Annotated in this window: 12 protein-coding genes and 2 tRNA genes; 2 read left to right on the top strand and 12 right to left on the bottom strand. The window is 62.0% G+C overall.

Annotated features, from left to right (window positions below; all coding sequences use genetic code 11):
* Position 1: 1 nt before the first annotated feature.
* The 8 genes from AC3ZI9_RS09360 to AC3ZI9_RS09325 form a co-directional block, all read right to left on the bottom strand.
* Complete coding sequence (locus AC3ZI9_RS09360) at positions 2 to 1648, bottom strand: ABC-F family ATP-binding cassette domain-containing protein (RefSeq protein ID WP_086998521.1); 1647 nt, start codon at positions 1646 to 1648, stop codon at positions 2 to 4.
* 53 nt (positions 1649 to 1701) lie between these two features.
* On the bottom strand, positions 1702 to 2157 hold the full coding sequence (locus AC3ZI9_RS09355) for a MarR family winged helix-turn-helix transcriptional regulator (RefSeq protein WP_086998524.1): 456 nt from the start codon (positions 2155 to 2157) through the stop codon (positions 1702 to 1704).
* Positions 2150 to 3295 carry an LLM class flavin-dependent oxidoreductase gene (locus AC3ZI9_RS09350; RefSeq protein WP_086998527.1) on the bottom strand — a complete coding sequence of 382 codons (1146 nt, stop codon included), beginning with the start codon at positions 3293 to 3295 and terminating at the stop codon, positions 2150 to 2152. Before AC3ZI9_RS09350 ends, AC3ZI9_RS09355 begins: the two co-directional genes overlap by 8 nt.
* Positions 3296 to 3483: 188 nt before the next feature.
* Complete coding sequence (locus tag AC3ZI9_RS09345; protein WP_245806665.1) at positions 3484 to 4977, bottom strand: malate:quinone oxidoreductase; 1494 nt, start codon at positions 4975 to 4977, stop codon at positions 3484 to 3486.
* Positions 4978 to 5055: 78 nt separating this feature from the next.
* Entirely contained in the window at positions 5056 to 6909 is a 1854-nt protein-coding gene (locus tag AC3ZI9_RS09340; protein WP_489923535.1) for an ABC transporter substrate-binding protein, read from the bottom strand.
* A gap of 106 nt (positions 6910 to 7015) precedes the next feature.
* Positions 7016 to 7100: transfer RNA gene (locus tag AC3ZI9_RS09335), tRNA-Leu, on the bottom strand.
* Positions 7101 to 7176: 76 nt separating this feature from the next.
* Positions 7177 to 7665, bottom strand: coding sequence for a thioredoxin-dependent thiol peroxidase (bcp, locus tag AC3ZI9_RS09330; RefSeq protein WP_086998535.1), 489 nt, complete (start codon positions 7663 to 7665; stop codon positions 7177 to 7179).
* Positions 7666 to 7733: 68 nt separating this feature from the next.
* Positions 7734 to 7806, bottom strand: a tRNA-Lys gene (locus tag AC3ZI9_RS09325).
* A gap of 381 nt (positions 7807 to 8187) precedes the next feature.
* Here AC3ZI9_RS09325 and AC3ZI9_RS09320 point away from each other — a divergent pair.
* Positions 8188 to 8931: an NAD(P)-dependent oxidoreductase gene (locus AC3ZI9_RS09320; RefSeq protein WP_489923534.1), complete on the top strand. Its 744-nt coding sequence runs from the start codon at positions 8188 to 8190 to the stop codon at positions 8929 to 8931.
* 58 nt (positions 8932 to 8989) lie between these two features.
* Here the strand turns inward: AC3ZI9_RS09320 and AC3ZI9_RS09315 are convergent, their stop codons facing one another.
* The 4 genes from AC3ZI9_RS09315 to AC3ZI9_RS09300 form a co-directional block, all read right to left on the bottom strand.
* Entirely contained in the window at positions 8990 to 10060 is a 1071-nt protein-coding gene (locus AC3ZI9_RS09315) for a hypothetical protein (RefSeq protein ID WP_489923533.1), read from the bottom strand.
* A gap of 10 nt (positions 10061 to 10070) precedes the next feature.
* Complete coding sequence (locus tag AC3ZI9_RS09310; RefSeq protein WP_489923532.1) at positions 10071 to 10748, bottom strand: DUF6318 family protein; 678 nt, start codon at positions 10746 to 10748, stop codon at positions 10071 to 10073.
* Positions 10749 to 11005: 257 nt separating this feature from the next.
* Complete coding sequence (locus tag AC3ZI9_RS09305; protein WP_443359092.1) at positions 11006 to 11317, bottom strand: hypothetical protein; 312 nt, start codon at positions 11315 to 11317, stop codon at positions 11006 to 11008.
* Between the two features lie 180 nt (positions 11318 to 11497).
* A complete protein-coding gene (locus AC3ZI9_RS09300) occupies positions 11498 to 12001 on the bottom strand; it encodes a hypothetical protein (protein ID WP_489923531.1) in 504 nt (167 codons plus the stop codon).
* Between the two features lie 101 nt (positions 12002 to 12102).
* Between AC3ZI9_RS09300 and ilvD the strand changes: the two genes are divergently transcribed.
* Entirely contained in the window at positions 12103 to 13806 is a 1704-nt protein-coding gene (ilvD, locus tag AC3ZI9_RS09295) for a dihydroxy-acid dehydratase (RefSeq protein ID WP_096223545.1), read from the top strand.
* Positions 13807 to 14038 lie beyond the last annotated feature (232 nt).

The following is a 14038-nucleotide window of genomic DNA, read 5'->3' as shown; positions in this document are numbered from 1 at the left end:
GCTAGCGGGCGACTTCGACGCCGACCCGCCCGTTCTCCACGCTCCAGCGTTGGTCCAGACTCACGTTCTCCAGGAGCCGGCGGTCGTGGGTGACCAGCAGGAGCGCCCCGCTGTAGGACTCCAACGCCTCCTCGAGTTGTTCGATGGCTGCCAGGTCCAGATGGTTGGTCGGTTCGTCCAGGACCAGCAGGTTCACCCCGCGGGCCTGCAGGAGTGCCAGTGACGCCCGGGTCCTTTCGCCGGGGGAGAGGTCGCCCACCAGGCTGGCCGTCTGATCGGCCTTTAAACCGAATTTGGCCAGGAGGGTCCTGATCTGCCCGGACCCCATCTCCGGGACCACCCGTTCGAAGGCTGCCCCCAAGTCCAGGGACTCGTCCAGCTGCCCGCGGGCCTGGTCGATTTCGCCGATCGCCACGCTGGCACCCAGCGACGCCGTCCCCGACTCGGGGGCGGTGGATCCCAAGAGCAGGCGCAACAGTGTGGACTTTCCTGCACCGTTGGGCCCGGTGATACCGATCCGGTCCCCGGCATTGACCTGGAGCGAGGCCGGCCCGAAGGTGAAGGACCCCTGGGTGAGTACCACGTCGTTGAGCGTGGCCACCACCGAGGAGGAGCGGGGGGCGGCGCCGATGGAGAACTGCAGCACCCATTCCTTGCGCGGCTCCTCCACCTCGTCCAGCCGGGCGATGCGCGACTCCATCTGTCTGACCTTCTGCGCCTGCTTCTCCGACGACTCGGCGCTGGCCCGACGACGAATCTTGTCGTTGTCGGGTGCCTTGCGCATCGCATTGCGTACCCCCTGGGAGGACCATTCGCGTTGGGTCCTGGCCCGGGAGACCAGATCCGACTTCTTCTCGGCGAACTCGTCGTAGGCTTCGCGGGCATGACGGCGGGCGACCTCGCGTTCGGCGAGATAGGCGTCATAGCCGCCGTCGTAGACCGAGACCTTCTGCTGCGGCAGATCCAGTTCCACGATCCGGGTCACACAGCGGGAGAGGAATTCGCGGTCGTGGGACACCAGCACGACGCCGGTGCGCAGCCCCCGCACGAAGGCCTCCAACCGTTCCAGTCCGGCCAGGTCCAGGTCGTTGGTGGGTTCGTCGAGGAGGACCAGGTCGAAGCGGCTCAGCAGTAGCGCCGCCAGCCCTACTCGTGCCGCCTGACCGCCGGAGAGCGACGTCATCAAGGTCGTGGGGTCCACCAGCAGGCCCAGTTCGGCCAGCACCGGGGCGATTCGGTCCTCGAGATCGGCTGCGCCGGACGCCATCCAATGGTCGAAGGCCGCGGAGTACGCGTCGTCGGCGCCGCGGATGCCGGAACCGAGTGCCTCTGCACTGGATTCCATGTCCGCGGTGGCCTGCGCACAACCGGTCCGTCGGTCCAGATAGGCGGCGATGCTTTCTCCCCGGAGGCGTTCGTGCTCCTGGGGCAGCCAGCCAATGAAGGCCCCCTGCGGGGATGCGGCCACCGATCCGCCCTGGGGGGTGTCGAGGCCGGCGAGCAGGCGCAGCAGCGTGGATTTACCGGCCCCGTTGGCGCCGACCACCCCCACCACGTCGCCGGGCGCAACGGTGAAGTTCAGATCCGAAAACAGGGTGCGGTGGGCATGGCCTCCGGAGAGGTCCTTGGCCACGAGGTGGGCGCTCATCCCACCATTCTAAGGACGCTTCACCCCCGGTCCCGACCGGTCGCCGCCTGCCCTCAGTCCCTGGCCTGGACCGAGGCGCCGAGTTTGCGGGTCAGCCGGGTCAGTTCCGCGAATTCGGTCACGTCCAGGGCGGAGCCCAACACCTCGTGGATATGGCGGACATGTTCGCGGCCGATCTCGCGTTGGATGGTGCTGCCGGCCTCGGTCAGCCAGAGCCGCATCGCGCGCTGGTCCTGCGGGTCGGCGGCACGGGCGATGAAACCCTTGGCCTCGAGCCGGTCAACCATCCGGCTCAGGCTCGGCTGGCTGAGCAGGACGTTCTCGTTGAGCTCACCCAAACGGATCCCACCCTCGGGGCAGCGTTCGAGGGTGACCAGCACGTCGTATTCGCGCATCGTCAACCGTTTGAACGCCGGATGGCGTTGGAGTCGTCGCATGATGGTCACCTGGGCCCGGAACAAGGACTCCCAGGCCTGGGTGGTCTCACGGAGGGTGGCGGGCCTAGACATGGGACTCCGCGGGGGTCTTCTCAGGCACCGGGACCTCGTTGCGGGCGGTGGCCGGCTTGATGCCTGCCCGCCGAGCAGCCAGCAGGTTGGCGTGGGTCGGGGGTTCGGGGTGGTCTGCGGGTTTGCGTTTGGCGTATTCGGCACGCAGCTCGGGCAGCACCCGTTCGCCGAACAGGTCCAACTGGTTCAGCACGGTTTTCAGCGGCAGGCCGGCGTGATCGACGAGGAAGAGCTGACGGTGGTAGTCCCCGAAGTACTCCTGGAACGTGAGCGTCTTCTCGATCATTTGCTGCGGGCTGCCCACGGTCAGCGGGGTCTGGGACGTGAAGTCCTCCAGGGAGGGCCCATGGCCATAAACCGGGGCGTTGTCGAAGTAGGGACGGAACTGTGCCACGGCATCCTGGGAGTTCTCTGCCAGGTAGAACTGACCGCCGAGACCCACATAGGCCTGATCGGCCCGGCCATGACCATAGTGTTCGAAGCGCTGACGGTAGAGGCCGATCAGTTCCTGGTAGTGCTCCTTGGGCCAGAAGATGTTGTTGGCGAAGAACCCGTCACCGTAATAGGCGGCAATTTCGGCAACCTCGGGTGTGCGGATCGAACCGTGCCAGACGAAGGGGGCAACGGAATCCAACGGGCGGGGAGTGGAGGTGAAGTTCTGTAGCGCCGTGCGGTGCTTACCGGACCAGGAAACGTTCTCTTCGTCCCAGAGCCGGCGCAGCAGGTGGTAGTTCTCCACGGTCAGTTCCACCGCATCCGCCGAGCTCTTCCCGAACCAGGGATAGACCGGGGCGGTGTTCCCTCGCCCCAGGACCAGATCCGTGCGGCCTCCGGATAGATGTTGGAGCATCGCGAAATCTTCGGCAATCTTCACCGGATCGTTGGTGGTGATCAGCGTCGTGGCCGTGGAGAGGGTGATGTGTTCGGTGTGGGCGGCAATATAGGCCAGCTCGGTGGTGGGCGAAGACGAGAAGAACGGTGGGTTGTGATGCTCGCCGATGGCGAAGACATCCATCCCGATCTCTTCGACCTTCCGCGCGATCGCCACCATCGCGGTAATGCGTTCATGCTCGGTCGGCAGCTGACCGGTGGTGGGGTCGGCCGTGATGTCACTAACCGAAAAGACGCCGATTTCCATGGTGCTCCTTCGTGGATCCGACCTTCAGTATGTCAGAAGATATATGCATTTGCATATAAGAACATCAGTCATCTCTTGGGTATTCCCGTGTCCCGGGGCCCGATGGTGTGGCGACGCGGTGAAAGGGTCTGCCGTTAACGAACGGTGGGACGGGTCTGACCCGTCCCACCGTTGAAAACACCGACAACCTATGTGAGCGCGAGCGACTTATTCGTTGCCGCGGTGACCTCGGCGAGCAGGTCGGGGTTCTCGTTGAGCTTGACCCCGAAGCTGGGGACGATCTCGGTGAGCTTGGATTCCCAGCCGGCGAAGTTCTGCGGGAAGCAGCGACGCAGGACCTCGATCATGATCGGTGCAGCGGTCGAAGCGCCCGGGGAGGCGCCCAACAGCCCCGAGATCGAGCCGTCGGCACTGGTGATGACTTCGGTACCGAACTGCAGGATACCGCCACGCTTCTTATCCTTCTTGATGACCTGTACGCGCTGGCCGGCGGTGATCAGTTCCCAGCCGTCTCCCGAGGCATTGGGGTAGTACTCGCGCAGGGCCTCGTTCTTGGCCTCGCGGCTCTTGAGGACCTCGGTGACCAGGTACTTCACCAGGCCGAGGTTGTCCTTGGCAACGGCGAGCATCGGGATGAGGTTACCGGGACGAACCGAGGCGACCAGGTCCAGGTAGGAACCCGACTTCAAGAACTTGGGTGAGAATCCGCCGTACGGGCCGAACATGAGCGAACGCTTGCCGTTGACGAAGCGCGTGTCCAGGTGTGGGACAGACATCGGCGGGGCGCCCACGGACGCCTGGCCGTAGACCTTGGCATGATGGCGGGAAATGACATCTTCGTTGGTGCTGCGCAGGAACTGTCCGGAGACCGGGAAACCACCGAAGCCATGGGCCTCGGGGATGCCGGCGGCCTGGAGCAGGTGCAGGGCGCCGCCACCGGCACCGACGAACACAAACTTTGCGTTCACGGTCTGCTTGTCCCCGGTGGCCCTGTTCTTCACGGTCAGCGTCCAGCCGGCGCCGTTGCGTTCCAGCCCGGTGACCTTATGGCCAAAGTTCAGATCGACCCCGTCCTCACCCAAGTTGGCAACCAGCTGGCGGGTCAGCGAGCCGAAGTCGACGTCGGTGCCGCCCAGAACTCGGGAAGCGGAAACCCGTTCGCCGGGGTTGCGGCCTTCGGCCACGAGCGGAGCCCATTCGGCGATGGTGGCGAGATCCTCGGTATGCTCCATCTGCTCAAAGAGCGGCTGGGTGCGCAGCGAGTCGTAACGCTTCTGGAGGTAGTCGGCGCTGTCGGAGCCGTGGACGAAGCTCATATGCGGCAGCGGGTTGATGAAGGAGCTGGGAGTGGAAATCCGCTTCTGGTCCACCAGATGGGAGTAGAACTGGCGGGAGACCTGCCACTGTTCGTTGATGCCCACTGCCTTGGCGGGGTTGACCTTGCCATCGGCGCCGAGTGGGGAGTAGTTCAGTTCGCACAGTGCCGAGTGGCCGGTACCCGCGTTATTCCACGGGTCGGAGGCTTCCTGGCCCGCCTGATCAAGGTTCTCGAACAGGGCGATATCCCAGCTGGGTTCCAGCTGTTTGATGAGCGTTCCCAGCGTTGCACTCATGACCCCACCGCCGATCAGGGCAATATCAACGTTCGATGAGGTGGTTTGGCTCGGCACAGGATTCTCCATCCGACGACTCTGGTGGCTTAAGCCAAGGTTAGCGCGGTCAGATCACCGCCATGAAATCAGGGGGTTCCCTGAGCCGCCCTAGGTGGCGAGCCTCACCCGGTCAAAGGGCTCGTCCAGGGTGGGACTGGTGGGGTAATGCATGACCGAATCGTCGGCCGCGACGGCGGAAATCGGGTAAGCCAGCGGAAGGGCGGGCAGATCTTTCGCCAGCTGCTCGCCGATCTGCTGATAGGTGGTGGCCCGTGGGTCCCCGTTGGGCATCGAACGCGCCTTGACGATCTTTGCGCGCACCTTCGGGGCGTCGTAACCGAATTCCGGTGACGTGGTGCCAAAGAGGGTACCGATGAAGTTGTCCGGATCCCGGTAGCCGCCGTTCCAGCCCAACAGGTGGAAGCCGGGACGCCGTCCGTTGACGACATTGTCCATATAGCCGTCTTCCCAATCGATCGGGTACGGCTTGATGTTGAAACCTACGGCGGTCAACTGAGCGCTGATTTCGGCATAGATCCGTTCGGGCATCGGCAGGTAGGCGCGGGTGACATTCAACGGATAGGTGAAGGGGATCGGCTCGCCGTCGTATGAGGAGCTCTTCAGCAAGGATTTGGCCTTGGGGACGTCATAGCCGAAGTAGGTCTGGCCGTCGGGCACCCCGAGGCTCGGCGGTACGAAACTCCGTGCTTCCTTCGTCCCGGAGATGAAAAACTTTTGGATGAGCTCTTGCCGGTTCACGGCGTGCGCCACTGCTTGACGGATCTTTCGATCCGCCAGCAAGGGGTTGGACTGGTTCATCCCCAAATACAGGATGGAGAACGGGTCACGCTGCAGGATCTGCTGGCCCTCACGAACAAGCTCACGCAACTCGCCGACGGTGACCATGTCATAGGCGGCGATCTTCTGCCTCCGCAGGGACTGCAAACGCGAGGAGGGATCCCGCAGCACGGCAAAGGTCGCCCAGCCGATCTGCGTACTGTGTCGCCAGTAGTCCTCGTTGGCGACCACGGTGACCGATTCAGCTTCTGCTTCATCAAAGAGGTAGGGGCCGGTGCCGACCGGATGCCGGCTGAAACCGGTGCTGAGACTGCCCGAAGCATCCTTCTTCGCCTCGTCGGCCTTGTACTTGCGGAGCGCGGAGGGGGAAGCGATGCCGAAACCCGGGAGAGTCAGGGCATCGATCAAACCAGTGATCGGTTTGGTCAATTTCAACACGAACGTGTGGGAGTCCACGGCGCGGCAACTGTCGTAGTAACTGGCCGTCACCGTCTCGAACTTGTCCTTCGGAGCCGAGTCCTTGCCGGAATCCTTGGTCAGCTTCAACCCACCGAGGACGTTGGGGGAGCGCAGCATGGATTGGGTGGCCGCCTGGGAGTCCTGCGCAATGCCGGTGTCCCCGGCCGGCTGCACCTCGGTGTGGTGGAAGACCGATTCGAAAGCCTGACCGACCTTTCCTCCGAGATCCTGGGGAAGGTTGGCCCATCGTTCGAAGTTGTGAACGACGGCATCGGCATTGAACTCCGTGCCGTCGTGGAAGGAAACCCCGTCGCGCAAGGTGAAGGTGTAGGTGAGTCCGTCTTTGCTGATCTTCCACTCGGTGGCCAACCCCGGGGTGGGGGCCCCGGTATCCGGGTCAACGCTGATCAGGGATTCGAAGATTTGTCGGGTGACCCGGAAGGATTCGTTATCCGAGGCGAGGGCCGGATCCAGGATGGCCGGTGCCGCGGGGGTGCCGAACCGTATTTCCAGGTTCTTCACGATCGACGTCGAGGGAGGTGCAGCGGTGGGCAGTTCTTCGGGTGTCGTGGCCTTCGTGCAGCCGACCAGCCCCGCCATGGCGATGGAGCCGAGGCCCAACACCGTGCGGCGCGAGGGGCGGATTCCCCGGGAGAACGAGGTACCAGGGCCCTGAACGTCGCCGGGGCGGTTGGTGGACTCCACGCTCACTTGCTCCTTGTCTAGGGGCGCATCCCGTTGTGTTTTGCGGGGCCAATGACGGTCCTGCGACGAGCCGATGGGTGCTTCGTTGTCGTCGTGCATCATCACCTGGTGCGAGCGGGGGGACTTGAACCCCCACGTCCTAAGACACTGGAACCTAAATCCAGCGCGTCTACCAATTCCGCCACGCTCGCTGAGGCCCTCTACATGCGGAAGGCCTCAACCAGTGTAACGGAACCCCTTGCAAGAACCGTGAATTGGCGCCCGCACTTAAGAAACGGTGTCGAGCCCCAAATCTCGGTGCAGTTTTGCCACGTGGCCGGTGGCGCGGACGTTGTACTGGGCGAGCTGGACCTTTCCGTCTTCGCCGACCACGATCGTCGAGCGGATCAGGCCCTCATAGACGCGGCCATAGTTCTTCTTTTCGCCCCAGGCGCCAAAGGCGGCGGCGACGGAGTGGTCCTCATCCGAAAGCACGGGGAACGTCAACGCTTCCTTCTCGGTGAACTTCGCCAGTTTCGTCGGTGAATCCGGTGACACTCCCAGCACCTGGTAGCCGGCGGAGGCCAGCGAGGAGAGCGAGTCACGGAAGTCACAGGCCTGTTTGGTGCAGCCGGGGGTCATGGCCGCCGGGTAGAAGTAGACGACGACCTTCCGTCCGGCATAGTCAGAGAGCGAAACCTCGGAGCCGTCCGCGGCGGTCAAGGTGAAAGCGGGCGCTGGATCGCCGACGGCGAGGCGCTGGGATGGGGTGGTCATGGGCTTCCTCCAAGTGTCCGGATATATAAAAAGAGGCCAGCCTCGCGGCCGGCCTCTTTTATCGGTTGTGCACCCCTCGGGACTTGAACCCGAAACCTACTGATTAAGAGTCAGTTGCTCTGCCAATTGAGCTAGAGGTGCATTATTGCTTCCTGCGAATCCCTTGCGAGGCCGCGCTTTGCAACGAGATGAAACATTACCAGCACTTTTCCGACCGCGCAAAATCGCTTCCCTGAATGGGTTCCGTGTCACATTTTTAGGAATTTTCAGACCCGAATTGGCGGTCTTGCCGGGGATGAATCCTAAGCTGTGTGCATGGAACCCATCTCTACCTTTACTGTCCCTGACCACTACCTGCTCGATGCCTGCTCGCCGCTGCCTGCGGGCGTGCGTTGCGGAGTGTGGGATTTGGACAGCGAACCGCAGGGAGTGGCGCTGGAAGACATCGGAGCGGTGGTCTTGCCGTACTCGATGGCCTCAAAGAAGCGGTGGGGAAACGTTCGGAAAGCATCCAATCTCCGCTTGGTCCACACCCAATCCACGGGCTACGACGGCGTGATGGACGCAGTAGGCGAAGACATCGCCATTGCCTCGGCGCACGGAGTCCACGCAGCGGCCACCGCGGAACTGGCCGTCGGACTGCTGATAGCGGCCTTGCGTGGAATGGGCCAAGCGGCACAGAACCAGCTGACTGGCACCTGGGATTCGGCACGCTGGAAGGGGCTGGCCGATCGCCGGGTCGGTTTGATCGGGGTGGGCGGAATCGGCGAGGAAATTCGACGCCGGTTGGACCCCTTCGAGATTGACCTGGTTCGTATCGGCACCCACGCTCGAACCGACGAACACGGGCCGGTGCACGGTCTGGACGAGCTGATGGAGCTTGCCCCCGAGCTCGAAGCCGTTATTGCCATCGTTCCGCTCAACGATTCAACCCACCACCTGTTGGGTCGGGAACTCTTGGCCGCCTTGCCCGACGGCTCAGTGGTCGTCAACGTGGCCCGTGGCCCGGTCGTCGATACCGATGCGCTGACAGCCGAAGTAGCATCAGGGCGACTGCACTGTGCCCTCGACGTGACCGACCCCGAGCCTTTACCCAGCGATCACCCGCTATGGAAGCTCCCGAATGCATTGATCACGCCGCATGTCGGCGGTAATACTGAAGCCTTCCCACCCCGGATCGCCCAGCTGCTTCGTGAGCAGATGGCCAGCATGGCTGCGGGGGAGCGGCCGAAGAATCTCGTGCATCAGGGTGAGCACCTGCTCTAGGTCGACGCATGGCTCCCGTCAAGACCTGTGGTGTTCCGTCGAGCTAGCGAACGGATGACTATTTTGCCGCGGACTTCTCTCGGAGGAACGGGGAATCACAGGCCGGGCCACCGGGATTATTGGCACAGTCCTGGTCGACCAAGAGTTTCTTGGTGCGCCAAACGCTCATGGGCATGGGGTCACTCGGGACGCTAGCCGTACCGGGGATTGGCATCCATGGCCCGCCATCGACGGAGTACTCGCCGCGATAGGCGGTGCTCAGTTGGATGGTGAAATCGCCGGTCTCGTCATACACATGGCTGGTGTCCGTCGGTTGATCGAAGGTGTGATTCGGGATGGGTTTTCCGGGTTTTTGCAGTTTTCTGCTGTGGCCGTCGCCGTAGTTCCAGAGGTAGGACTGGGGGATTGCCCGGACACGAACAGGCTCGTCATAAATGTCGACGCTGAATGTCTGAGGGTTTGGAGCGGCGTACATATGTGCGTGACCATTCCGCAAGGAGAATCCTGAGGGCTGACTCTTAACCTGAGAACCACGAATGGGAAAACTCTGAAACTCTGCAGGAGTGACTTCGATGGTCCTTTGCTCCTGGACTGCGCGCTGAAGATCTTCTGGTTTCGCAGGTGAACCTTCGGGTGCTTGCGGTGGAGGCTCCGTCTTGCAATAGGTGTCCCGGGATACGAGTGCGCCGGCCGGGGTCCGAATAGTGCGGACTTTCAGCGGTTGATTGTCAGGGCATGGAGCTTCATCAAATGTCTTGCAGCTTCCATTGCCACCAAGCTGTAGGGCGCAGGTAGTCGAATACGAGACTCTGTATTTCATAGAGTTCGAAGGAGCCTTTGCCGTTGATTTCTTAGCTCCACCAGCACGTTCTTTTGGTGGTGTATTTGGCAAAACGTCGGTCTTACGCGTACTCCCCACCTTGTTTTGGTGGCGTTTTCGAGGAGCGATAGACGCGTCTTTTGTCGCTGTAGCATGCCGATTCTCGAATCCAATTATCGCCCCAGAGTCATCATTAGGTTGTCTTGACTGAGGGGCGCCGAAGGCAGCGTTCCCGCCGAATACTAGTGCCAGCGCGAACGCAAAAATAATGGCCCGAACGGGGCGAAAACAACCGACTTTGGTGTTCATTGTTGGACGCTCATGATTCAGGGAACTCCACCGAGTTGACGCGCCATCCATCTTTCCATCCCAAAAAGAAGGAACCGACGACGGGCGTTGAGGTTTCCTCGAGAGTCGTCCGTACGGTTTTGTCTGGATCGTAAACTTGGCCTCCTGCTTGCAAGTATGTGAAGGAGACCCAGACTTCATCTGGTCCCTCCTTTTGAGCAGAGCTGATTGAAAGATCGAACGCGCCGCCCGTGTTCCAGCCGCCCTTTTCCTTGTTGTGTTTTGCAGGTTCGATAATGGCCTCGTCGCATAGTTCGCAGTCCGAGGAGGAAACCTTGCTGATGGGTTTCGACTCGTTGGTCACCGAGGTGTATTCGATAAGTTCGAAGTAATACTTGGTGAATTCGGCTGCGCCCTCAAGATCGTGCTTCTTGGCCTTTGCAGGCATTTTCGGCACGGGCCAATTCTTGGCGGGGCCATCGGAGCTTGCGGCTATCGGAGTTGGCGAGGAGGACTTCGTCGTGGGGGAGGCAGCAGTGCTGCTGTCCTTATCACCTGTTGACTGTGTGGCTGGGGATGAGGAGGACTCGTCGTCTCTGGAAGCCGTGGTTTCTGCGCCGTCTGTGGGCGAGCAGGCGCTGAGGGCGATGACGATGGCTGCTCCAACGGCGAATCTGCTGAGCGTCTTTCTTGCGATCGTGACCGGCATGAGGCCTCCGGGTTCGACAATGAAAACGGGCGTAAAAGCACCCTAACCCGAAAATCAACCGTGTTGAATAGTTATCCACAACTCCGTGTTCGAGGCGATCCAGCACTAAAAGAATCAACTGATGGTGACCTGCGAAGACGCGTCGGATGCTTAGCGCAGGTGTGGCGCCTCGTCGCTCTAGCCAGGGGAGGGCGTCGATCCTGCAGGGCTGAAAGGGCGCTCAGGCGCGAAATGCAGCGACGTCGGCAGCTGGTGAATCAGGCTTCGTTGCGATGATGCGGATCTGCTGAGACGCCAACGAGGGTGGCTGACATGTCTTCCATCGCTGTATGCATCCAGGACAAGGCAACTTCGTCATCCTTGTCGTCGGGCCGTGCATTAAAACGCATGAACTGATCGATTTCGCCCCCCAGCACCTCGAGTAGACCGAGGATGCGCTCAAGCGAGCATGCCGTGGTGGCGCCAGAAAAGTGCTGGTCGCCAGACTGAGATGCCACGGGAACACTTCTGGAACTGCGGGGGTGATCCAGTTCGGTCAGGGATTTTCTGCCTTCGTGCTCTTGAAACATGGTGCCCCAGTACTTGACGTCGTGAAGCCTTGGGAGAAGTCCGTCAAGGCCGCTATGGCACCGCCCTTTTCCTTCGGCTAATGGCAATACGATAGTTCGAGCTTTCAACGTATGGTCTGCGGCCCGCAGGCGCAAATTCCGTGTGGATATCCGAGGGCCATTGGGTAGTCAGGGCTGTGACTATTGGTCGCTCTCGACGTTCTCCGGCTCACCGAACCCGTCCAAAAGGGTCAGGAACTCATCGAAAAATGCTGAGAAATCTTCGGCATCGTGGTGCTGTTGGAGCCTGACGCGGGCACCCGGGGCGCTGGTTGCAGCTGGCGGTGCATCAACTGTCGTTTCCGGGGCAACTTCGAAGCGGTAGACGCGACCGGTGCTGGTTCCCACCTCGTGGCCACCGGCACGATCCTCGGCCAAATGACTGATGTTGGTCAGGTTGATCGCCACGGCTGGTTCAAGGGCCGCCAACGTCCCTGCATGCAAGGGGGCAACAAGGATTTCCATCGGCTCGCGTCGGTATCCGACAATATATTTGCCGCCTTCACCGGCACGCCCCGTCGCATAGACGAGGTTGTAGCTACCGAAATTAGGGATCTGCTGATCGAAGGCGCGGTGCAGATGGGCCTTGAGCGTCGAGTCTTCCGTCGTCTCGGGCGCGCTGACGTCACTGTCTGTTTTCCCCATGCCGTCCATCCTAAAGGGAATGGACTGATAGTTCAGGGCAAATGTTTCAAAAGCAGGTCACGGGTTCGTTGCGTTTGCCGGGGAGTTCTAGACTCTGGTTTATGAGCCAGGACAGCACCATAGACATCAAGCCACGCAGCCGCGCCGTCACCGACGGCATCCATGCGGCCCCGGCCCGCGGAATGTTCCGCGCGGTCGGCATGGGAGACGACGACTTCGCCAAGCCGCAAATTGGCGTGGCCAGCTCGTGGAACGAAATTACTCCCTGCAACCTCTCCCTGAACCGCTTGGCGCAGGCCTCCAAGGAAGGTGTCCACTCAGGTGGCGGCTTCCCCATGCAGTTCGGCACCATTTCGGTTTCCGACGGCATCTCCATGGGCCACGAGGGCATGCATTTCTCTCTCGTCTCGCGTGAGGTCATCGCCGACTCGGTGGAAACGGTCATGATGGCCGAACGCATCGACGGATCGGTCCTGCTGGCCGGCTGCGATAAGTCCCTACCCGGCATGTTGATGGCCGCGGCACGGCTCGATTTGGCCAGTGTGTTCGTGTACGCCGGATCGATCATGCCCGGCACCGCCAAACTCGAGGACGGCACGGAGAAGGAAGTCACTCTCATTGACGCCTTCGAAGCCGTTGGGGCCTGTGCTGCAGGCAAGATGAGCGAAAAGGACCTGGACACCATCGAACGGGCCATCTGCCCGGGCGAAGGAGCCTGCGGCGGCATGTACACCGCCAACACGATGGCCTGCATCGGCGAGGCACTGGGCATGTCGCTGCCCGGCTCCGCAGCCCCGCCCTCGGCGGACCGCCGCCGCGATATGTTCGCGCGCAAGTCCGGCGAAGCCGTGGTGAACATGCTGCGCAAGGGCATCACCGCCCGCGACATCATGACCCGCAAGGCCTTCGAGAACGCGATCGCCGTGACCATGGCCTTCGGCGGCTCCACCAACGCCGTGCTCCACCTGCTCGCCATCGCCCGCGAAGCAAACGTTGACCTCAAGCTCGAGGACTTCAACCGCATCGGCGATAAGATCCCGCACCTGGGGGACCTGAAGCCCTTCGGCGAATACGTGATGTACGACGTCGATAAGATCGGCGGCGTTCCGGTGGTCATGAAGGCACTGCTCGACGCGGGCCTGATCCACGGGGACTGCCTGACAGTTACCGGTAAAACCGTGGCCGAGAATCTGGCCGATATTGAGCCCCCGGCATTGGATGGACACGTTCTGCGCGCGCTGGACAACCCCATCCACGCCACCGGCGGGATCACCGTGCTCATGGGGTCGATGGCTCCCGAGGGGGCGGTCGTCAAGAGCGCCGGCTTCGACGCTGACGTCTTCGAGGGCAGCGCCCGCGTCTTCGAGCGCGAACAGGGTGCCTTGGACGCGCTGGATCAGGGTGAGATCAAGGCTGGCGACGTCGTCGTCATCCGCTATGAAGGGCCCAAGGGTGGACCCGGAATGCGCGAGATGCTCGCCATTACCGGAGCCATCAAGGGGGCCGGGCTGGGCAAGGACGTACTGCTCCTGACCGACGGACGGTTCTCCGGTGGGACGACCGGCCTGTGCATCGGGCACGTGGCACCCGAAGCCGTGGACGCCGGCCCCATCGCCTTCGTCAAGGACGGGGACAGGATCCGCGTGGACATTGCCGCCCGCTCCTTCGACCTGTTGGTGGACGAAGCGGAACTGGCATCCCGCCGTGAAGGCTGGGAACCGCTGCCGGCCAAGTTCACCACCGGCGTGCTGGGCAAATACGCCAAGCTCGTGAAGTCCGCCAGCACGGGAGCCTACTGTGGCTAACTAAGGCAACGGGATGCGACGTCCGGACACCGGGCATGTCCACGGACTGGACGTCGCGTCCACATGTTGAGACAGGCAGTGGGTTTCGTTGACAGCCCCCGCAGCACCGGGGAAACTGAAGACATGCAGATCCGAACCGAAGTCCTACTAGTTACCAAGCGCGGAGCCTAAGCCTCGTTTGTAGGACACGGTGACGCGCGAACCCCTCTGAAGCCATGATGGCCAGCGGGGT

The organism is Arthrobacter sp. AOP36-F1-5 (assembly GCF_058137995.1).
Note: the sequence above shows the minus strand (reverse complement) of the source record. Positions and strands in the feature narration are given on the sequence as shown.

What these genes read in the sequence shown, in the direction of transcription:
- AC3ZI9_RS09360 (WP_086998521.1), bottom strand. Translation starts at nt 1,648, where the DNA reads ATGAGCGCCCACCTCGTGGCCAAGGACCTCTCCGGAGGCCATGCCCAC.
- AC3ZI9_RS09355 (WP_086998524.1), bottom strand. Translation starts at nt 2,157, where the DNA reads ATGTCTAGGCCCGCCACCCTCCGTGAGACCACCCAGGCCTGGGAGTCC.
- AC3ZI9_RS09350 (WP_086998527.1), bottom strand. Translation starts at nt 3,295, where the DNA reads ATGGAAATCGGCGTCTTTTCGGTTAGTGACATCACGGCCGACCCCACC.
- AC3ZI9_RS09345 (WP_245806665.1), bottom strand. Translation starts at nt 4,977, where the DNA reads ATGGAGAATCCTGTGCCGAGCCAAACCACCTCATCGAACGTTGATATT.
- bcp (WP_086998535.1), bottom strand. Translation starts at nt 7,665, where the DNA reads ATGACCACCCCATCCCAGCGCCTCGCCGTCGGCGATCCAGCGCCCGCT.
- AC3ZI9_RS09315 (WP_489923533.1), bottom strand. Translation starts at nt 10,060, where the DNA reads ATGAACACCAAAGTCGGTTGTTTTCGCCCCGTTCGGGCCATTATTTTT.
- AC3ZI9_RS09310 (WP_489923532.1), bottom strand. Translation starts at nt 10,748, where the DNA reads ATGCCGGTCACGATCGCAAGAAAGACGCTCAGCAGATTCGCCGTTGGA.
- AC3ZI9_RS09305 (WP_443359092.1), bottom strand. Translation starts at nt 11,317, where the DNA reads ATGTTTCAAGAGCACGAAGGCAGAAAATCCCTGACCGAACTGGATCAC.
- AC3ZI9_RS09300 (WP_489923531.1), bottom strand. Translation starts at nt 12,001, where the DNA reads ATGGGGAAAACAGACAGTGACGTCAGCGCGCCCGAGACGACGGAAGAC.
- ilvD (WP_096223545.1), top strand. Translation starts at nt 12,103, where the DNA reads ATGAGCCAGGACAGCACCATAGACATCAAGCCACGCAGCCGCGCCGTC.